Below are 18,403 nucleotides of genomic sequence, written 5' to 3' on the forward strand. Positions count from 1 at the left end.
CGCTTAGTCGAGAAAGATTCGACGTTTCGTCAAGGTATTATCAAGAGCGGCTATTTTCCATCTCAGACGACGTCCAGGGTAACAAAATGCTGACTGCGAGTCCGCCGGTTTCAGGTAACGACGCGCTGATACTGCCACCATGGGCCTGACAAATCGCGCGAGCAATCGACAAACCGAGACCGCTGCCGCCGGAGTGGCGGGCACGCGACTGCTCCTCCCGGCTAAAACGGTTGAACATTTCCGGCAGGAACCGGGAGGATACCCCCGGGCCGTCATCGCGAAATTCGAGGCAATATTGCCCGCTGGCGTAGTGCAGCGTGACATCAAGAAAGCCGCCATCACGCCCGTAACGGAGGGCATTTTCCATAAGGATAGTAAACACCTGGCCCATACGGAACGTATCGCCTTTGAAAGGACACGCCTGAGAATGATGAAGCCTGATGGTAAAACGATGTGCATCAGCCTGGGGCATGATCCATGTCACCCGTTCCTTAAGCAGCTCATCCAGATAAAAGGGTTCATTTTCCAGAACCAGATTCCCGGCATCAGACAGCGAGAGCAGATGAAGTTCATCGGTCAGGCGATTCAGGTGCTGAAGCTGTTTCATTACCATGGCCAGTTGCTCCGGGCTGGCATCAAACACGCCATCCAGCATGCCCTGTAAACGTCCGATAGCGGCAGTCAGGGGGGAGCGAAGCTCATGCGCCATGGCCACATGAGAGGTACGTAACTCTTTTTCATAGCGGGCCAGTTTTACCGTCATGGTATTAAAGTCACTCGCAAAGCTGACCATTTCAGCCGGCGCATTCCTGATGAGCTCTGCCTGGCGGCCAAATTGTCCTTCGGCGACGTCCTTTGCCGCATCACGCAGCCGGCTGAACTGCAGCGCCAGTGGCCTGGCATATCTCAATCCCATCACCACAATAAAAGGGATCATGACCAGGACCAGTAACGCCACGGTGACCCAGTCCGCCGAGGCGATGGATGGGGTTGAATAACTCAACCCCCACCAGGTATCGACGATTTGATGGAAGCGCGCCGGGTTGGCCTGCGGGTTCTGGCTGAGCGCAAGAAACTCTTGCCGGACCGATACCGGCATTCTGCCCAGGTTCCAGTAATTCTGCACCGCATAACGTAGCCACATACAGGTCGCAATGACAATTACGCTTCCGATGGCCAGCGCTAATATACGTGCGCAAATCCAGCGCCACAGGGAGGAGTAGCGATTTTTTGTCATGGTTGTCTGAACCGGTAGCCTACGCCGCGAACGTTAACCAGCACGCCGGAAATACCCGCCGCCTCGAGTTTTTTACGCAGGTTATAAATATGGGTATCCACCACGCGCTCCAGGGCTTCACTTTCCGGCAAACAGTGCTCCAGTAAATGCTGGCGGGAAAAAGGTCGTGAAGGAGAGCGCATAAGCGTAGTCAGTAGCGAAAATTCGGTTGGGGTGAGGTCTAACGTCCGCGGTGTGTTGTTCCCGTCGACAATACTCGCCACGATGGCCGTGACATCCACTTCAAGTGATTGCCAGCGAAGGATCTCTTCCTTTGTTTCTTTTTTATTGCTACGGCGCAGTACCGCCTGTACCCGAGCAACAACTTCTCCCGGATGGTAAGGTTTAACAATATAATCATCGGCGCCATAGCGCAGAGCGCCAATACGATCGGGAGTATCGCCCATGGCGGTGACCATGATCACCGGAACATCATTTTTGCGACGCAGGCCAGCCAGGACTTCGGTGCCGTTAAGCCCCGGAAGCATCACATCCAGCAGGATCAGATCGGGTTTCCACCGGTGCGCCATATCCAGCCCGGAAAGTCCATCTCCGGTAATGACGACATCGTAATTTTCACGGCGTAAATAGGCTTCGAGCACGCCAGCCGCATCGGCGTCATCTTCAATAATCAGCACTCTTCTGGACAACATCCGTTCACCTTGACCGATTCTTAACACTATCCCGACGATTCATTGATTTTGCCAAATCATACTGCGCCAACATTTTGTGGCAGCTCCTGCCTCAGGAGAAACCAGCATCCGTGAGGAGAACAGTATGATAGCGATAAAAAAAGCCCTGTATATGACCGTACCGCTTTTGACGGCCATCACATCCTGTGTACAGGCAAATGATGACGGCTCTTTCACTATCGGGCTGGGGGGGCGCTACGCTCCGCGATATTCAGGTTCAGACAAGCAGGTATGGCAGGTGGTTCCGGTGCTTCAGGGTCGTAACGGCGCTTTCTTTATTGATACGCAGAAAGGGGTAGGGTATGACCTGCAGAACGCCAGCGGCTGGTACTTCGAACATACGCTGGGATACGATCTGGGAAGGACGGATAAAAACGCCAGCTGGCGGGCAGGGGCAAATAATCTGAAAGGGATGGGAGACATTGACGTCTCACTGAACACGGCCCTTGCCGTTGGCTGGCAGGCGCTTTCGTGGCTCAGTGTTGAAGGTAAAGCGACGCTGCCTTTAACGGACAGCCAGGGGGTAAGCTACCAGGCATCCTTCATGTTGATTCCCGTACAAACTGGCCAGGACACGTTCGCCTTTCAAACGGCGGCCCTGTTTGGCGACAAGCGTTACCTGAATACCTGGTATGGCGTGAATCCGGAGCAGAGCCGGCGTTCAGGTTATAGCCGCTATTCAGCACCGGGGGGATTTTATGGCATAGACAACAGTCTGATCTGGAGTCACCAGTTTGATGCCCACTGGGGCACGGTTCTGAGCGCTGACTATACCTGGCTTGGGGAGCATGCCAATCAAAGCCCGATCGTGTTACGACGTAACGAGGCGGCACTGGCAGCAGCAGTTACCTGGACATTTTAGGGCGGAGAAAGTGCGGCGTGCGGTTTGCCGGGAACGGTTAAAATTGAGTGAGTCAGCATTATCTGGCAGATACGCAACCAGAAGCGAAACATGTTGTTAACCGCGCCGGCAGACCTGGTGCGGTCCTTGTGTCGCCGACGTGCGTTCGCCTGATGAACCCAACGACGATCGAGAGCGCCACAAACGTGCCGGAGGAGTTTTATGAACAACGCCATAGCTGGTTTGTCGGGAAGTTTTCGGTCACGTCGTTCGTCGGCATGAGAACACCGAATCCACCAATAACAACACCAATCCGCTTTTCTAAGGTTATCATCTTTATTACCCCAGCCGTCATCAACTGTCACCCGCCCTTGCTGAAGTTATCTCGATATTACGCTACCGTAATGCCTCTTAGCTTTATTTCGAAGCGGCCACCCCGGGCGGAAGTAATATAATTCACTACCGATTTCACTTGTGGCTGTGGAGAATTTATTGAAGCTTACCAGCTGACTTTCTCAGCACAGTAATATCCCTCTTGGGTGACTCCCCGAACATCCGCGTATATTCCCGGCTGAAATGGGATAAGCTTTCGTAACCGACAGCATAGGCTGCTGTGGTGACATCGTGATGTTCATTCAGCATCAGTCGCCTGGCTTCATTGAGGCGCAGCCATTTCTGATACCGGAGCGGGCTCATTCCCGCAAGCTGCCTGAAGTGTTGGTGAAAAGAGGGCGTGCTCATTTGCACCCGACTTGCCAGTTCCTCTACGCGTAAAGGTGACGCAATATTGGTTTTTAACCAGTCGATAGCTTTACCGATACGGTAGCCATGGCCGTCTACTGCTGCAATCTGTCTGAGATGATCGGACTGATCGCTCATCAAAAGCCGGTAATGTATCTCCCTTTGAATCAGCGGCCCGAGAACAGGAATGGCTTCAGGCTCGTCAAGCAAAGAAAGCAGACGGCAGAAAGGTTCCAGCAAAACATCAGTAACCGTTCCTATACCGACACCCGTTCCCGCGTCTCGTTTTTTGACCGGCGGCAGGCTTCCCTGGGCAATTAATTCCATCAGCACGCGCTGGTCAAGTTTATAGGCTACGCCGACGCAGGGCCGGGATGTCGAAGCCTGTAAAACCTCCGAGCTGGCTGGCAGGTCAAGGGAGGTGATCAGGAATTTTTCCGCATTGTATTCGTAAGGTTCACCACCAACCCACATGATCTTCGCGCCATCGGCCACCAGAACGATACTGGGAGGGACCAGGCAGCTCACCGGAGGAGCGGTTTCGTTTCGGCGGAACAGTTGGAGTCCTTCTACCGCTGTTGGGAAATCACCGGTGCCCGGAGTGCGCTGAGCAATATCACGGGAAAGCACGCCGAGTAGTTTTTCAACCGTCTTGTCAGAAATCATTCTGTAATACCTCACGTTTATTGCGGCTTTTGACGTTAACAACTTAGCAGCGATGAAAATTGAAATATACGCTTTAAATTCAGTTTCAGAGGATCAGGCAAATAATGCAGAGTATTTTAATAACAACTTTCATGTAAGGCACTCAAAATAACAACACTGAAATGAAGCTGTGACCTGTCAGTCAGCTTTCACAGCGAGCCAATTTAAACCGTTCAGGTTAAAGCCCTTTTTCACTGTCAGACAGGTTATCCGGAGGAGACATACGTGAAAGAGTTTACTTTCTACAACCCAACCCGAATCGAATTCGGTTCCGGAAAAGAGAGTTGTAACTGAAATACTCATGCATGCTGTCTGAAACCATCCCTCAACATCCAATGAAAGGTTTTAATATCATGACGCTAAAATCTTCAACGCGCTTTTTTAATCGCGCACTCATCGCCGGAGCGATGGCTCTGATTTCAACAGAAGCTGCGGTCGCCCAGCCGGCACCAGGCACAGCAGATTCTTCAGTCCATCTGGTTCAGACGTGGGATAAAACTTTCCCAAGGAGCGAAAAAGTGGATCATCAAAAAGTTACTTTTAAAAATCGTTACGGTATTACGCTGGCCGCAGATGTGTATCTTCCTAAAGATCGCGGGAACAAGAAGCTTGCTGCGCTTGTGATTTCCGGGCCATTTGGCGCGGTAAAAGAGCAGGCTTCAGGTCTCTATGCTCAGACTTTGGCAGAGCGCGGATTCGTGACGCTGGCATTTGATCCATCTTATACCGGTGAAAGCAGTGGTGAACCCCGCAATATTGCTTCCCCTGATATCAATACCGAAGACTTTATGGCCGCAGTCGATTTTATTGGGCTGCAACCTTATGTGGATCGTGAACGTATCGGTGTCATCGGTATTTGCGGCATGGGGGGGATTGCCCTGAACGCTGTTGCCGTGGATAAACGCGTAAAAGCGGTCGTTGCCAGCACCATGTACGATATGAGCCGCGTAATGTCGAAAGGCTACAATGACAGCGTAACGCCGGAGCAACGCGAGCAGGCGCTGGAGAAGATGAGTCTTCAGCGCTGGGAAGATGCGGCAAACGGCAAGCCTGCATACCAGCCAGCCTATAATAAACTGAAGGGCGGGGAAGCACAGTTCCTCGTGGACTATGCGGACTACTACATGACCAAACGCGGTTATCATCCACGAGCCGTCAACTCTGGCAATTCATGGTCGGTGACAACGCCGATGGCCTTCATGAATTTCCCGCTCATGACCTATATCAAGGAAATTTCTCCGCGTCAGATCCTGTTCATCCATGGCGAAAAAGCGCATTCGCTTTACTTCTCCAAAACGGCTTATGATGCGGCAAATCAACCAAAAGAGCTTCTGATTGTTAAAGATGCCACACATGTCGATTTATATGATCGTATGGATAAGATCCCGTTCGATAACATCACTGCATTTTTTAACAAAAATCTTAATAAGTAAGCCATAGCACCGTCCGGTGCTTTCAGATGCAGTGTCTGTGCGACAAACGACAGACACTGCTCTTGAAAGAGGAGAAGTTTATGTTCTGGAACCCTGAATTATTAACAAGAATAGATGCGGCCGACGACCTGAAAATCGCTCCGTATCATCCCGATATGAATACGACCGGTACGCCGACGTGGATTTGGGAAGTGAAGGTGGAGAACAGACTTTTCGTCCGAGCCTATAGTGGTACCCGTTCAAAATGGTATCAGGCTGCATTGTCCCAGCAGGCGGGTAAGATACTGGCTATTGGACAGGAGTTCGACGTCCTGTTCGCAAAACCATCAGACCCTGAGCTTGAAAGTAAAATTGATCAGGCTTATCAGAAAAAGTACTCCAGCAGCAGCTATGTTTCAGCAATGACAGGGACACGCGCCAGAGCGGCCACGATTGAGATTTTACCTTCGTGATTTCCTGTCAAAGTGATACTGGGTGTTCTGTGAGACAAAATCTGCCTGTTTAACTTTAATTTCCCTGAAACTGGAGGCAAGTATGAAACATACACAACCGCCAGTTTCTGGTCCGGTGAAAGTTCATCTTCAGGAAGCATTGTCCATTAAGGTAGGAGTTTGAACATCAGATGACAGGGCGAACATGTACTATGAACATAACGCAAGAAAAGGGATGTCAGTCATAAATAAGTACCGTGTTGATTTGTTAAGAGGCCGCTGTCAAATATGAAGTTATTGGGCACTATACGTAATTTAACATAATATACATTATGCGCACCAGTGCGCAGATAAACCCGTTCGGAAAGAATTTGTTGCCGGATACCAGGAAGAAACAAACCGCACCCCGGGTTGATGTGAAAGCCTGTCACCGGCGATCGCCATTCTGTCACACACGCTGTAAGGCATCAATTTCATCAACTGGCCATGTCGATGCCTGAATGACCTGCGGCCGCAAAAAACAGGCTTTGCAGTGATGGGAATATTATGGCTGACGCCATAATGCTTTCTGAGTCCTCGCTTCGCTGCGGGGCTTCCGGCGCAAAGCGCCTCCCATGCCTGACGGCATCAAAAAACAGAAAAGCCAGCGATGGCTGGTAGCTGAAAAATGAAGATTCGCCCTGCTTCCCGGCATCCTCCCCGCTGCGCAGGGAGAACGCCGGCAATCATGGCTTTCAAAGTGGATTAACGACACGGGCACGAATGAGCATGTACAGCGTTCGTTTGCTGGCGTTGGTGCTTTTGGAGGTAAAGAGCGCACCTATTAGCGGGATTTTTGAGAGCCACGGTACTGACGAATCAGCTTCACTGTCCCTGTTATCAACCATCCCGCCAAGAAGCACAGTCTGACCAGATTTAAGCTGAACGGTCGTCGAAATCGAACGTGTATTCGTAATAATGTCTGAAGCTGCCTGAGAATCAGAAATACTGTCTGCGTTCGTTTTGACATCCATTATGAGTAATCCCGCAGGTGTCACAACAGGAACTACCTGCAGAGAAATCCCTACGTCACGTCGTTCTATTGTCTGGAAGGGATTATTAACGCTTGCAGCTTCTCCGGTGATTCGTCCGGTCACAAAAGGCACGTTCTGACCTGCGGTGAATGTTCCGGGCTGGCCTGACATTGTAAGTATGCGAGGCATAGAAAGTAATGTCGATTTATTCGAAGTCTCAAGCGCTTTAAGACTCATTGCCAGAACATTTCCATTAAAAATACCGAATGAACCACCTGAAGACGAAAGAACCTTACCAAGCCTGTCAGTATTCACACCCCCTGCTACTGGATGGCCTGATGGATCACCGGCAGCAAATGAAAAGTCAAAACCGTCAGAAGCAGATGTTTCAAAAATAACTGACTCAACCAGAACCTGAATTCTGGGTACATCAACCGAAGGGAAAAATTCTTTTAATTGCTTATGCTGTGAAGCAGATGCGGTAACTGCAAGTATATTGGCTCCATCAAAAGGAAATACTTTTGTACCTGCAATGTTATCCCCTTTAAGGAATACATCAATTACCGGGGCAAGGTCTTTAGCTCTTACATTATTAACAGGGTAAGTTTGTGTAATCAGGCTTGCCTGAGTTTTTCCTGGATTGAAGAAATCGCCAGCAGGAGAAGATGAAGAATCCTGAGGGATATAATCAACATCATCCGAGAATGAATCGGCATATTCATAATTACGTGAACTGTACTTCTGAACAACGCCCGGATTACCATTACTTAAATCGTAACCATTTGCACGAAGTACAGAAACAAAGAACTGTGGTAATTCTTCTCTTTTAACATCAGCAGAATAAACAGTCACTTCCCCTTTCACATCAGGCGACACAATAACTGGCTGACCAGAAACTTTAGAATACCATGATACAAACTCCCGCAACGGTACATTGTTAAGCTCAACAGGTATTGCATGAACTGTAAATGTCAAAAACAATAAAATACTAGCAAGTAACTTTTTCATGTTTACCACCTTTAACAAAATCCACATTACACAAATCGATGAAAACCATTTTATAACCGTCTTTCTTTAAATCCTCAGATGTATATTTATTCTTTTTTGAATCCATAAACACAAAACTGACTTTATTCAAAAGTCGATATGACGAGATAATTTTAAATTCTGAGATGTTGTACTTTTGAGTATTAACCTGTTGAGATGCCTGTTGCTCGATAATTACAGGTGTGTCGGCGCGAGTAATAAATGAATATAAAAATGCGAGAAGCACGCCAAAAATAAAACAAAGAACCCTCGAGTACTTCCTGAAATAAATCTTAGTAAGTGTCATATAAAACCTTGAATCTCTTTTTGTGGCGTAGCGCCCATGTGATAAAAAAGGCGGTAAATATGAATACGATGAATGCTCATAACTATCTGAAAATGCTTGCTTAGTGTCATACGCCTGATAGAGGTCACGCCCGGTGTATGTCCAGCGTTCTACTGTCATCGACTGAGGCGAATCACCATATTTAACGATACCAACATGCACTTTTGGCAGAGGTAATTTACTCCCCGTCATAAGGCTATAAATTGCACCTATAAACGGAATTGTGATTTTATCCAGACGGCGGCAATAAACAACATGCTCCGCCAGAGCAACGCGGGCTTGTTTATCCATGATTGATAAATCCTGAATGAGAAAAATAATATCCCACCCAAGTTTACGGGCATGTAAAAACCAGTTAATAACTGCCTGGCGTTCTTTATCAGCCCAAGAACGAGAATTGAACCATGTCCCGCATTCATCGAGTACGAGCAAGCCGTTTTTATTTTCATCATAACTATCATTACCCTTCCCTATGGATAATAAATCATCCAGTGAAGGTTTGTCGGGTATACGAACTACATTAGGCGTTTTGGCAAAAATACCGACGCGAGGTAACTTATGTATGCGTAAGTCAAGATTCGTTGCTACCTTACAGCCGGAAACAATCTTATCCTGTATTTTACCAACAGCAACAAGTGTTTTACCTGCACCTAGTTTACCTGTCACAACATAAACAGCCATTACGATTTATTCCAGTCAAGATAACCAATAATACGGTCTTTTACATCAAATATAAAAATAGCAGCCTTCAATGAAAAAATCGCATAAAGGCAAGGCAACGCATTCGAAGGAATGATATAAGCTATTGCATCTGATATATCTGCTGGCAATGCTGCAACCAAATCAGACAAATAAGAGACCAGTAATTGATTGAGCCCCACGATTAAGGCCAGAAAAAGTGTTATTGCAAGTGCGATACGTGCAATACCTAAAGTAAGGAACCTTGCAAAATAACCGATTAAGACCCCCGCAAGCCACCCAATAAAGCGTGCAAGCAAAGGCAATCCTAAAAACGCTGGCATAATTACTCCTTACCTTTTCTTAGTATCCCGGCAAATGAATCGTAAACGGTAACAAACGTCCAGAAATAAAGAATAAAAGCAAATACAGATTTAAACATATCAATATATTTGCACTCTATAGTGAATTCATATTTCTTTCCGGCAGCAAAAACAAAGGGTGTACATTGTTTTGCCGACGGTAATGAAGGAAATAACTTTCCTTTGGTAAAAGCATCCAGCAATGGTGAGCTGTCACCAGAGCCAATTTTTTGCATATCAGCAGATGCAGCAGAAAACTCCGGAGATACTGGAGTACCAGCCCCAAGAAGGCCGCCAACGCTGTCAGAGAGCCCTTTTACAGAGTCTGTAAGGCTCTGGACTGTTCCATCCAAAGAGGAAGAAATATCAGACTGAATTGCAGAAGAATCGAATTCTTCCGTCATAGCGTCCTTGTTGGCCTTAGCCATACGGTCATAATCGAAATCTCCGGTTCCTGAGCCTCCGCCAGAACCGCCTCCGTCACCGCCTCCTGTGTTTCCACCATCGGAGCCCCCACCGGAGCCTCCATCGCCCCCACCGGAACCACCATCGGAGCCCCCACCGCCAGAACCTGAACCGCCGCCATTAACTGGAGGTTGAGGAATTTCGGATGGCTGGCCTTGATAATCACAAACAAAAGGATCTTCGTTGAATCCTGAATGGAAAGCACAATCCCGAAACTTACCATTCCAGAATAAATCGTACATAGCTTTAGAGGAAACTGGCGTATATTGAATTTTAGTTACAACGGGGTCTGTGCCTGTAGATACAGAACCTGTATAAACGGTTAATGCCCCTTGTTTATTTACAAACCTATTCCCCTGAAAAATCCATGTATTTAATGGTTGTTCATCATATAGCGTTGGATTGGGATTATTCGGATTCTGTTCGGAGCCAGGCGGATATGTTCCATCTAGAGGATTAACATATGTATATCCGGGTTTTGGATCTGTTCCAGTGTTACCGCCATCACCGCCACCTGAGCCTCCTCCTCCTTCATTACCTCCTGAGCCGCCACCTTCAGGAATAGCTACGCCAATAGGCTTCCATGTGCCATAACATTGATTTTCGTCACCAGTACAAACAACAACACCAGTTGCATTCCATAAACAGCCCTCGTAATTAGCATAACGATCTAATGTCTGGTTATCTTTCCAGACGTTTGTCATAGAGGCATCAAATTCAGGTTTTGCAATACATTCGGCATCAGTTGCAGCATTAGCAAAGAAAGATGCAAATAATAAAGGCGGAAGTAATCTTTTCATTTTTAATGCCTAAAAGGGGTGGCATAAGCCACCCATTAATTAACGGTGTTGGCAGATAAAAGAAAGGCTAATATTAAGATGCGCGGTTAACAAATTTCTTAAAGAGTTTGATTCCCACGGTTGCACCAACAACTAATACAACCAGTGCCCAGGCATAACCGGACATTTCTGTAGCCTGTGCGGTGAGAGAGTCAAAAGCAGCTTTCGCTTGAGAGGTAGCATCACCTTCGGCAGCAAAAGCTGAAGAACCAATTACCAGAGTTGAACCTGCAACGATTTTAGAAATAACAGATTTTTTCATGTTGAAACCTCAGAGAGCTTTTTAAAGACAAGGATGGAGTGAGAAATCACCCAGCCGATACAATAAGCAGCAAAGAAATAAGATAAATCACTCATCTTTGACCACCACTTATAACGCCGAGGCCGAAGCAAATTACAAGCCCGGCGTTAAAGATTAGTTGATAAAGGGATTGGAAATCTGTAGCCCCCATAATCACTCCAACAATTCAAGCAGCATATCAACGTTGTAACCTTTTGATTGCTCGCCAGTTTGCTTGTCAGTGTAAGGGAAGCTGCGCTCGTACCCCGTTACACGGCATGGAACGTCAACAATTTCCTCGCCAACACGGCCTAAGGATTTTTTTGATTTGATGCGTATTACAGGAGGAAAGCTGTAAGCATCAGCAGCCGGAGAAACAACTGTTGTGTAATAGAAACCACCACTACTGTTAAAACGTTTAATTTTCCCGGTAACTGTCGTTTCTAAATTTCCTAAATTACTACTCATATAAACACCTTTTAAATTAAGCCACACGCAGATGTGATGGTTTTAAATACCATGATGGAATAACGCAGTCAGATACTTTGATTTCTCTTGTCTGCTTGACAACAACAGGCGAAAACTTAGAGATATTACATTTCTGTGCAATATCAATACCAATCTTTCTTAACCTTGCTCGATGTGTTTGGACTTGCTTTTTATTTAAATCAAAAACATGACCGTGAAACCATTGAATAGCATACATGGCTGTAGTATTGGCTGCACGAGTAGTGTCAACAACACCACGACTAACAAGATGTTCACTAATAGTTTCAAAGTCCATAGCATTCACCGATAACTTTTCATCAAGCTCAAGAAAATCAGAATGTAACTTATTTAACAAAGAATAATCAGAAAGTCCCCAATAGCACAGGGATTGCTTTTGAAGAAATCGAGACTTCAATTTTTGTTCAAACCGAACAATACCATTCTCTTTGCAATATTTTATAACATCGCTTATGTAATTAAATTCCCTTGAATTTTCGGAGAATTTATTTTTAATTTTCACAAGGCTATGTAACTCAAGCTCATGAGCCTTGTTATATACTGTTGGGTATATAAGGTTGACATTGCCTTTTTTTGAAAGCCAGTCAACTGATTTTCCATTGGAATGCAACCGTGGAATACTATTCCTGTAAGGTTGAGTAGAAAGTCCTGAAATATAATCATCCTCATTTCCCTTCCCTACTGATTTGTTTGATGTTATATGCAGTTCTTTAATTAAAGCACCATCAGTAATTAAATGAGCTTTTTCATTCTCTTTCGATTGCCCGGGCATTAACTTTGTACACTTGGTAAACAAAGGTAATTTCAGTTCAGTTAGAATCTGATTAAATACCATGACACAAGCATCTACAGTTGGAAGCCCAAAGAGATTATCAAGACGTCCCCAGCGGGACGGATTTCCAGTCATTTTTAACACTGAACCACGGATCGAGATCGAGACAACATCACAGAAAGATCCACGATGCTGGAAGGTTGGTTGAGATAAAGCGCTAGCCTCCCCGCTTTCAAGGTGAATGCGCTGATAAGCTACGTCAGAGATGATGGGCAACTGATAGCCAAAATCCTGCTCAATACTCAACCAATCGAAAAACATAGCATCCATGTATGCAAGAATATTTGGATACCTTATACAACAAACGCGCACATGCATACAAGAGCGCATCGCTATTTTTATGCAATGTAACTAACATGCATGAACCCAAAACACACAAAGACTAGATTTATGGCTGAGAAAAAATACACGTCCCTGCGAGTACCGGAAGAACGTAAAATGGAGCTGGAGAAAGCCGCTATTGAAGTCAGTTATGCCACCGGACGCATGGTGAAATGGACTGACATGGCGTTCTATCTCATGGATGAGTATCTAAAAGAGGCTGTCAGAGACCTGAAATCATCAACAAAAACGTCTACTGGCGTGGGGAAAAAATGAAGCACTACGCAGTGCAAAAACCGTGGGAAACCACGGTAAAGTTCGGGTGTCACAGAACCCCGAACCGCTTCGCGGCGAAAATGTGAACAATCGAGCAGGCTTGATGGTTGAAGTATTAATTAGTTGGATAGACGAAAAGTCACTGAATAATTAACAAAGGATTAACAATGAGCGATTCATCAATGATCGACATGATGGTTGACAGCATGCTGAACGTAGAGCGTAAAGACATGCTGATAAATACATGTCGTAACCTGTTCATTGAAAAGGATTTTTCAAGCATGCAAAAATCTGTTCAGAAGGAATTAAAAGCCATCTTCGAAGATGACAGCATGCCTGTTCCCATATCACCACGATTCACATTAGGAATGAGCGCCCTACTTCTGGCAAAAGAATTAAACGATGACGTTTTGAAAATGTTGGCAAATGAAATCATGCTCATATCCGATAAAGGAACGTTGCAGCGAGCATTCGAAATGGTCAGGAAAAGGCTGCAAGACGCAAGCTGATGCGCATAATGACGTTATGCTAAAGAGGCCGCTGCGGGAGAGATTTTCGCAGCGGCCTTTTCAACATAACGCGTTGACATTATGCGCACCAGTGCGCAGATAAACCCGTTCGGAAAGAATTTGTTGCCGGATACCAGGAAGAAACAAACCGCACCCCGGGTTGATGTGAAAGCCTGTCACCGGCGATCGCCATTCTGTCACACACGCTGTAAGGCATCAATTTCATCAACTGGCCATGTCGATGCCTGAATGACCTGCGGCCGCAAAAAACAGGCTTTGCAGTGATGGGAATATTATGGCTGACGCCATAATGCTTTCTGAGTCCTCGCTTCGCTGCGGGGCTTCCGGCGCAAAGCGCCTCCCATGCCTGACGGCATCAAAAAACAGAAAAGCCAGCGATGGCTGGTAGCTGAAAAATGAAGATTCGCCCTGCTTCCCGGCATCCTCCCCGCTGCGCAGGGAGAACGCCGGCAATCATGGCTTTCAAAGTGGATTAACGACACGGGCACGAATGAGCATGTACAGCGTTCGTTTGCTGGCGTTGGTGCTTTTGGAGGTAAAGAGCGCACCTATTAGCGGGATTTTTGAGAGCCACGGTACTGACGAATCAGCTTCACTGTCCCTGTTATCAACCATCCCGCCAAGAAGCACAGTCTGACCAGATTTAAGCTGAACGGTCGTCGAAATCGAACGTGTATTCGTAATAATGTCTGAAGCTGCCTGAGAATCAGAAATACTGTCTGCGTTCGTTTTGACATCCATTATGAGTAATCCCGCAGGTGTCACAACAGGAACTACCTGCAGAGAAATCCCTACGTCACGTCGTTCTATTGTCTGGAAGGGATTATTAACGCTTGCAGCTTCTCCGGTGATTCGTCCGGTCACAAAAGGCACGTTCTGACCTGCGGTGAATGTTCCGGGCTGGCCTGACATTGTAAGTATGCGAGGCATAGAAAGTAATGTCGATTTATTCGAAGTCTCAAGCGCTTTAAGACTCATTGCCAGAACATTTCCATTAAAAATACCGAATGAACCACCTGAAGACGAAAGAACCTTACCAAGCCTGTCAGTATTCACACCCCCTGCTACTGGATGGCCTGATGGATCACCGGCAGCAAATGAAAAGTCAAAACCGTCAGAAGCAGATGTTTCAAAAATAACTGACTCAACCAGAACCTGAATTCTGGGTACATCAACCGAAGGGAAAAATTCTTTTAATTGCTTATGCTGTGAAGCAGATGCGGTAACTGCAAGTATATTGGCTCCATCAAAAGGAAATACTTTTGTACCTGCAATGTTATCCCCTTTAAGGAATACATCAATTACCGGGGCAAGGTCTTTAGCTCTTACATTATTAACAGGGGTAAGTTTGTGTAATCAGGCTTGCCTGAGTTTTTCCTGGATTGAAGAAATCGCCAGCAGGAGAAGATGAAGAATCCTGAGGGATATAATCAACATCATCCGAGAATGAATCGGCATATTCATAATTACGTGAACTGTACTTCTGAACAACGCCCGGATTACCATTACTTAAATCGTAACCATTTGCACGAAGTACAGAAACAAAGAACTGTGGTAATTCTTCTCTTTTAACATCAGCAGAATAAACAGTCACTTCCCCTTTCACATCAGGCGACACAATAACTGGCTGACCAGAAACTTTAGAATACCATGATACAAACTCCCGCAACGGTACATTGTTAAGCTCAACAGGTATTGCATGAACTGTAAATGTCAAAAACAATAAAATACTAGCAAGTAACTTTTTCATGTTTACCACCTTTAACAAAATCCACATTACACAAATCGATGAAAACCATTTTATAACCGTCTTTCTTTAAATCCTCAGATGTATATTTATTCTTTTTTGAATCCATAAACACAAAACTGACTTTATTCAAAAGTCGATATGACGAGATAATTTTAAATTCTGAGATGTTGTACTTTTGAGTATTAACCTGTTGAGATGCCTGTTGCTCGATAATTACAGGTGTGTCGGCGCGAGTAATAAATGAATATAAAAATGCGAGAAGCACGCCAAAAATAAAACAAAGAACCCTCGAGTACTTCCTGAAATAAATCTTAGTAAGTGTCATATAAAACCTTGAATCTCTTTTTGTGGCGTAGCGCCCATGTGATAAAAAAGGCGGTAAATATGAATACGATGAATGCTCATAACTATCTGAAAATGCTTGCTTAGTGTCATACGCCTGATAGAGGTCACGCCCGGTGTATGTCCAGCGTTCTACTGTCATCGACTGAGGCGAATCACCATATTTAACGATACCAACATGCACTTTTGGCAGAGGTAATTTACTCCCCGTCATAAGGCTATAAATTGCACCTATAAACGGAATTGTGATTTTATCCAGACGGCGGCAATAAACAACATGCTCCGCCAGAGCAACGCGGGCTTGTTTATCCATGATTGATAAATCCTGAATGAGAAAAATAATATCCCACCCAAGTTTACGGGCATGTAAAAACCAGTTAATAACTGCCTGGCGTTCTTTATCAGCCCAAGAACGAGAATTGAACCATGTCCCGCATTCATCGAGTACGAGCAAGCCGTTTTTATTTTCATCATAACTATCATTACCCTTCCCTATGGATAATAAATCATCCAGTGAAGGTTTGTCGGGTATACGAACTACATTAGGCGTTTTGGCAAAAATACCGACGCGAGGTAACTTATGTATGCGTAAGTCAAGATTCGTTGCTACCTTACAGCCGGAAACAATCTTATCCTGTATTTTACCAACAGCAACAAGTGTTTTACCTGCACCTAGTTTACCTGTCACAACATAAACAGCCATTACGATTTATTCAGTCAAGATAACCAATAATACGGTCTTTTACATCAAATATAAAAATAGCAGCCTTCAATGAAAAAATCGCATAAAGGCAAGGCAACGCATTCGAAGGAATGATATAAGCTATTGCATCTGATATATCTGCTGCAATGCTGCAACCAAATCAGACAAATAAGAGACCAGTAATTGATTGAGCCCCACGATTAAGGCCAGAAAAAGTGTTATTGCAAGTGCGATACGTGCAATACCTAAAGTAAGGAACCTTGCAAAATAACCGATTAAGACCCCCGCAAGCCACCCAATAAAGCGTGCAAGCAAAGGCAATCCTAAAAACGCTGGCATAATTACTCCTTACCTTTTCTTAGTATCCCGGCAAATGAATCGTAAACGGTAACAAACGTCCAGAAATAAAGAATAAAAGCAAATACAGATTTAAACATATCAATATATTTGCACTCTATAGTGAATTCATATTTCTTTCCGGCAGCAAAAACAAAGGGTGTACATTGTTTTGCCGACGGTAATGAAGGAAATAACTTTCCTTTGGTAAAAGCATCCAGCAATGGTGAGCTGTCACCAGAGCCAATTTTTTGCATATCAGCAGATGCAGCAGAAAACTCCGGAGATACTGGAGTACCAGCCCCAAGAGGCCGCCAACGCTGTCAGAGAGCCCTTTTACAGAGTCTGTAAGGCTCTGGACTGTTCCATCCAAAGAGGAAGAAATATCAGACTGGAATTGCAGAAGAATCGAATTCTTCCGTCATAGCGTCCTTGTTGGCCTTAGCCATACGGTCATAATCGAAATCTCCGGTTCCTGAGCCTCCGCCAGAACCGCCTCCGTCACCGCCTCCTGTGTTTCCACCATCGGAGCCCCCACCGGAGCCTCCATCGCCCCCACCGGAACCACCATCGGAGCCCCCACGCCAGAACCTGAACCGCCGCCATTAACTGGAGGTTGAGGAATTTCGGATGGCTGGCCTTGATAATCACAAACAAAAGGATCTTCGTTGAATCCTGAATGGAAAGCACAATCCCGAAACTTACCATTCCAGAATAAATCGTACATAGCTTTAGAGGAAACTGGCGTATATTGAATTTTAGTTACAACGGGGTCTGTGCCTGTAGATACAGAACCTGTATAAACGGTTAATGCCCTTGTTTATTTACAAACCTATTCCCCTGAAAAATCCATGTATTTAATGGTTGTTCATCATATAGCGTTGGATTGGATTATTCGGATTCTGTTCGGAGCCAGGCGGATATGTTCCATCTAGAGGATTAACATATGTATATCCGGGTTTTGGATCTGTTCCAGTGTTACCGCCATCACGCACTGAGCCTCCTCTCCTTCATTACCTCCTGAGCCGCCACCTTCAGGAATAGCTACGCCAATAGGCTTCCATGTGCCATAACATGATTTTCGTCACCAGTACAAACAACAACACCAGTTGCATTCCATAAACAGCCCTCGTAATTAGCATAACGATCTAATGTCTGGTTATTTTCCAGACGTTTGTCATAGAGCATCAAATTCAGGTTTTGCAATACATTCGGCATCAGTTGCAGCATTAGCAAAGAAAGATGCAAATAATAAAGGCGGAAAGTAATCTTTTCATTTTTAATGCCTAAAAGGGGTGGCATAACCACCCATTAATTAACGGTGTTGGCAGATAAAAGAAAGGCTAATATTAAGATGCGCGGTTAACAAATTTCTTAAAGAGTTTGATTCCCACGGTTGCACCAACAACTAATACAACAGTGCCCAGGCATAACCGGACATTTCTGTAGCCTGTGCGGTGAGAGAGTCAAAAGCAGCTTTCGCTTGAGAGGTAGCATCACCTTCGGCAGCAAAAGCTGAAGAACCAATTACCAGAGTTGAACCTGCAACGATTTTAGAAATAACAGATTTTTTCATGTTGAAACCTCAGAGAGCTTTTAAAGACAAGGATGGAGTGAGAATCACCCAGCCGATACAATAAGCAGCAAAGAAATAAGATAAATCACTCATCTTTGACCA

21 protein-coding genes and 4 pseudogenes are annotated in these 18,403 nt (G+C 45.4%); 5 read left to right on the top strand and 20 right to left on the bottom strand.

Annotation, left to right across the window (positions count from 1 at the left end):
- Positions 1 to 40: 40 nt before the first annotated feature.
- Complete coding sequence (locus tag CE636_RS28265) at positions 41 to 1,237, bottom strand: sensor histidine kinase (RefSeq protein WP_017900399.1); 1,197 nt, start codon at positions 1,235 to 1,237, stop codon at positions 41 to 43.
- Positions 1,234 to 1,929 carry a response regulator gene (locus CE636_RS28270; protein WP_004205879.1) on the bottom strand — a complete coding sequence of 232 codons (696 nt, stop codon included), beginning with the start codon at positions 1,927 to 1,929 and terminating at the stop codon, positions 1,234 to 1,236. The genes CE636_RS28265 and CE636_RS28270 overlap by 4 nt, the downstream gene beginning before the upstream one ends.
- Before the next feature lie 124 nt (positions 1,930 to 2,053).
- On the opposite strand from CE636_RS28270, the gene CE636_RS28275 reads away from it, so the two are divergent.
- Complete coding sequence (locus CE636_RS28275) at positions 2,054 to 2,830, top strand: MipA/OmpV family protein (protein ID WP_017900400.1); 777 nt, start codon at positions 2,054 to 2,056, stop codon at positions 2,828 to 2,830.
- Between the two features lie 468 nt (positions 2,831 to 3,298).
- Here the strand turns inward: CE636_RS28275 and CE636_RS28285 are convergent, their stop codons facing one another.
- Complete coding sequence (locus tag CE636_RS28285) at positions 3,299 to 4,216, bottom strand: AraC family transcriptional regulator (RefSeq protein ID WP_017900401.1); 918 nt, start codon at positions 4,214 to 4,216, stop codon at positions 3,299 to 3,301.
- A gap of 374 nt (positions 4,217 to 4,590) precedes the next feature.
- Here CE636_RS28285 and CE636_RS28290 point away from each other — a divergent pair, with 374 nt between their 5' ends.
- Both CE636_RS28290 and CE636_RS28295 read left to right on the top strand, forming a co-directional pair.
- Positions 4,591 to 5,688, top strand: coding sequence for an alpha/beta hydrolase (locus CE636_RS28290; protein ID WP_025999257.1), 1,098 nt, complete (start codon positions 4,591 to 4,593; stop codon positions 5,686 to 5,688).
- Positions 5,689 to 5,768: 80 nt separating this feature from the next.
- Positions 5,769 to 6,140 (top strand): DUF2255 family protein, encoded by a 372-nt coding sequence (locus CE636_RS28295; protein WP_025999258.1) that lies wholly within the window; start codon positions 5,769 to 5,771, stop codon positions 6,138 to 6,140.
- Positions 6,141 to 6,853: 713 nt separating this feature from the next.
- Here the strand turns inward: CE636_RS28295 and CE636_RS28300 are convergent.
- The 8 genes from CE636_RS28300 to CE636_RS28330 form a co-directional block, all read right to left on the bottom strand.
- Positions 6,854 to 8,140 carry a secretin N-terminal domain-containing protein gene (locus tag CE636_RS28300; protein ID WP_032446982.1) on the bottom strand — a complete coding sequence of 429 codons (1,287 nt, stop codon included), beginning with the start codon at positions 8,138 to 8,140 and terminating at the stop codon, positions 6,854 to 6,856.
- Positions 8,121 to 9,185: a zonular occludens toxin domain-containing protein gene (locus CE636_RS28305; protein WP_017898690.1), complete on the bottom strand. Its 1,065-nt coding sequence runs from the start codon at positions 9,183 to 9,185 to the stop codon at positions 8,121 to 8,123. Before CE636_RS28305 ends, CE636_RS28300 begins: the two co-directional genes overlap by 20 nt.
- A complete protein-coding gene (locus tag CE636_RS28310) occupies positions 9,185 to 9,526 on the bottom strand; it encodes a minor coat protein (RefSeq protein ID WP_017898689.1) in 342 nt (113 codons plus the stop codon). Before CE636_RS28310 ends, CE636_RS28305 begins: the two co-directional genes overlap by 1 nt.
- 2 nt (positions 9,527 to 9,528) lie before the next feature.
- The gene (locus tag CE636_RS28315) at positions 9,529 to 10,809 is read right to left on the bottom strand and encodes an attachment protein (RefSeq protein WP_025999090.1); all 1,281 of its coding nucleotides are present in this window, start codon (positions 10,807 to 10,809) and stop codon (positions 9,529 to 9,531) included.
- Positions 10,810 to 10,882: 73 nt separating this feature from the next.
- The gene (locus CE636_RS28320; protein WP_017898686.1) at positions 10,883 to 11,110 is read right to left on the bottom strand and encodes a major coat protein; all 228 of its coding nucleotides are present in this window, start codon (positions 11,108 to 11,110) and stop codon (positions 10,883 to 10,885) included.
- Between the two features lie 91 nt (positions 11,111 to 11,201).
- Positions 11,202 to 11,300, bottom strand: coding sequence for a tail virion protein G7P-2 (locus CE636_RS29490; RefSeq protein ID WP_219933252.1), 99 nt, complete (start codon positions 11,298 to 11,300; stop codon positions 11,202 to 11,204).
- A gap of 2 nt (positions 11,301 to 11,302) precedes the next feature.
- Entirely contained in the window at positions 11,303 to 11,596 is a 294-nt protein-coding gene (locus tag CE636_RS28325; protein WP_033559364.1) for a hypothetical protein, read from the bottom strand.
- Between the two features lie 16 nt (positions 11,597 to 11,612).
- Positions 11,613 to 12,728 (bottom strand): phage/plasmid replication domain-containing protein, encoded by a 1,116-nt coding sequence (locus tag CE636_RS28330; protein WP_071600371.1) that lies wholly within the window; start codon positions 12,726 to 12,728, stop codon positions 11,613 to 11,615.
- A gap of 129 nt (positions 12,729 to 12,857) precedes the next feature.
- Between CE636_RS28330 and CE636_RS28335 the strand changes: the two genes are divergently transcribed.
- On the top strand, positions 12,858 to 13,064 hold the full coding sequence (locus CE636_RS28335; RefSeq protein WP_017898684.1) for a hypothetical protein: 207 nt from the start codon (positions 12,858 to 12,860) through the stop codon (positions 13,062 to 13,064).
- A 167-nt stretch (positions 13,065 to 13,231) separates the two neighbouring features.
- A complete protein-coding gene (locus CE636_RS28340) occupies positions 13,232 to 13,573 on the top strand; it encodes a hypothetical protein (RefSeq protein WP_017898683.1) in 342 nt (113 codons plus the stop codon).
- Positions 13,574 to 14,056: 483 nt separating this feature from the next.
- Here CE636_RS28340 and CE636_RS29495 read toward each other — a convergent pair whose 3' ends face one another.
- The 9 genes and pseudogenes from CE636_RS29495 to CE636_RS28365 all read right to left on the bottom strand — a co-directional run bounded on the left by CE636_RS29495 (position 14,057) and on the right by CE636_RS28365 (position 18,301).
- A complete protein-coding gene (locus CE636_RS29495; RefSeq protein WP_228258409.1) occupies positions 14,057 to 14,650 on the bottom strand; it encodes a hypothetical protein in 594 nt (197 codons plus the stop codon).
- A 159-nt stretch (positions 14,651 to 14,809) separates the two neighbouring features.
- Positions 14,810 to 14,896, bottom strand: a pseudogene (locus CE636_RS29605) (hypothetical protein); the annotation flags it as partial.
- A 31-nt stretch (positions 14,897 to 14,927) separates the two neighbouring features.
- Complete coding sequence (locus tag CE636_RS29500) at positions 14,928 to 15,344, bottom strand: hypothetical protein (RefSeq protein ID WP_228258410.1); 417 nt, start codon at positions 15,342 to 15,344, stop codon at positions 14,928 to 14,930.
- Positions 15,325 to 16,389 carry a zonular occludens toxin domain-containing protein gene (locus tag CE636_RS28350; protein WP_017898690.1) on the bottom strand — a complete coding sequence of 355 codons (1,065 nt, stop codon included), beginning with the start codon at positions 16,387 to 16,389 and terminating at the stop codon, positions 15,325 to 15,327. Before CE636_RS28350 ends, CE636_RS29500 begins: the two co-directional genes overlap by 20 nt.
- Positions 16,390 to 16,399: 10 nt before the next feature.
- A pseudogene (locus CE636_RS28355) lies at positions 16,400 to 16,728 on the bottom strand (minor coat protein).
- 2 nt (positions 16,729 to 16,730) lie between these two features.
- The gene (locus CE636_RS29235; RefSeq protein WP_206613389.1) at positions 16,731 to 16,982 is read right to left on the bottom strand and encodes a hypothetical protein; all 252 of its coding nucleotides are present in this window, start codon (positions 16,980 to 16,982) and stop codon (positions 16,731 to 16,733) included.
- Positions 16,983 to 17,532: 550 nt separating this feature from the next.
- Positions 17,533 to 17,607, bottom strand: a pseudogene (locus tag CE636_RS29725) (hypothetical protein); the annotation flags it as partial.
- 162 nt (positions 17,608 to 17,769) lie between these two features.
- Positions 17,770 to 18,027, bottom strand: coding sequence for a hypothetical protein (locus CE636_RS29245; protein ID WP_206613390.1), 258 nt, complete (start codon positions 18,025 to 18,027; stop codon positions 17,770 to 17,772).
- Positions 18,028 to 18,074: 47 nt separating this feature from the next.
- Positions 18,075 to 18,301: pseudogene (locus tag CE636_RS28365) on the bottom strand (major coat protein).
- Positions 18,302 to 18,403 lie beyond the last annotated feature (102 nt).

This window comes from Klebsiella sp. LY (assembly GCF_004010915.1).
Lineage (GTDB): Bacteria > Pseudomonadota > Gammaproteobacteria > Enterobacterales > Enterobacteriaceae > Klebsiella > Klebsiella quasipneumoniae.

Bases quoted from the DNA above. Each gene is read 5' to 3' on its own strand.
- CE636_RS28265 (WP_017900399.1), bottom strand. From the start codon at position 1,237: ATGACAAAAAATCGCTACTCCTCCCTGTGGCGCTGGATTTGCGCACGT.
- CE636_RS28270 (WP_004205879.1), bottom strand. From the start codon at position 1,929: ATGTTGTCCAGAAGAGTGCTGATTATTGAAGATGACGCCGATGCGGCT.
- CE636_RS28275 (WP_017900400.1), top strand. From the start codon at position 2,054: ATGATAGCGATAAAAAAAGCCCTGTATATGACCGTACCGCTTTTGACG.
- CE636_RS28285 (WP_017900401.1), bottom strand. From the start codon at position 4,216: ATGATTTCTGACAAGACGGTTGAAAAACTACTCGGCGTGCTTTCCCGT.
- CE636_RS28290 (WP_025999257.1), top strand. From the start codon at position 4,591: ATGAAAGGTTTTAATATCATGACGCTAAAATCTTCAACGCGCTTTTTT.
- CE636_RS28295 (WP_025999258.1), top strand. From the start codon at position 5,769: ATGTTCTGGAACCCTGAATTATTAACAAGAATAGATGCGGCCGACGAC.
- CE636_RS28300 (WP_032446982.1), bottom strand. From the start codon at position 8,140: ATGAAAAAGTTACTTGCTAGTATTTTATTGTTTTTGACATTTACAGTT.
- CE636_RS28305 (WP_017898690.1), bottom strand. From the start codon at position 9,185: ATGGCTGTTTATGTTGTGACAGGTAAACTAGGTGCAGGTAAAACACTT.
- CE636_RS28310 (WP_017898689.1), bottom strand. From the start codon at position 9,526: ATGCCAGCGTTTTTAGGATTGCCTTTGCTTGCACGCTTTATTGGGTGG.
- CE636_RS28315 (WP_025999090.1), bottom strand. From the start codon at position 10,809: ATGAAAAGATTACTTCCGCCTTTATTATTTGCATCTTTCTTTGCTAAT.
- CE636_RS28320 (WP_017898686.1), bottom strand. From the start codon at position 11,110: ATGAAAAAATCTGTTATTTCTAAAATCGTTGCAGGTTCAACTCTGGTA.
- CE636_RS29490 (WP_219933252.1), bottom strand. From the start codon at position 11,300: ATGGGGGCTACAGATTTCCAATCCCTTTATCAACTAATCTTTAACGCC.
- CE636_RS28325 (WP_033559364.1), bottom strand. From the start codon at position 11,596: ATGAGTAGTAATTTAGGAAATTTAGAAACGACAGTTACCGGGAAAATT.
- CE636_RS28330 (WP_071600371.1), bottom strand. From the start codon at position 12,728: ATGTTTTTCGATTGGTTGAGTATTGAGCAGGATTTTGGCTATCAGTTG.
- CE636_RS28335 (WP_017898684.1), top strand. From the start codon at position 12,858: ATGGCTGAGAAAAAATACACGTCCCTGCGAGTACCGGAAGAACGTAAA.
- CE636_RS28340 (WP_017898683.1), top strand. From the start codon at position 13,232: ATGAGCGATTCATCAATGATCGACATGATGGTTGACAGCATGCTGAAC.
- CE636_RS29500 (WP_228258410.1), bottom strand. From the start codon at position 15,344: ATGAAAAAGTTACTTGCTAGTATTTTATTGTTTTTGACATTTACAGTT.
- CE636_RS28350 (WP_017898690.1), bottom strand. From the start codon at position 16,389: ATGGCTGTTTATGTTGTGACAGGTAAACTAGGTGCAGGTAAAACACTT.
- CE636_RS29235 (WP_206613389.1), bottom strand. From the start codon at position 16,982: ATGCAAAAAATTGGCTCTGGTGACAGCTCACCATTGCTGGATGCTTTT.
- CE636_RS29245 (WP_206613390.1), bottom strand. From the start codon at position 18,027: ATGCCACCCCTTTTAGGCATTAAAAATGAAAAGATTACTTTCCGCCTT.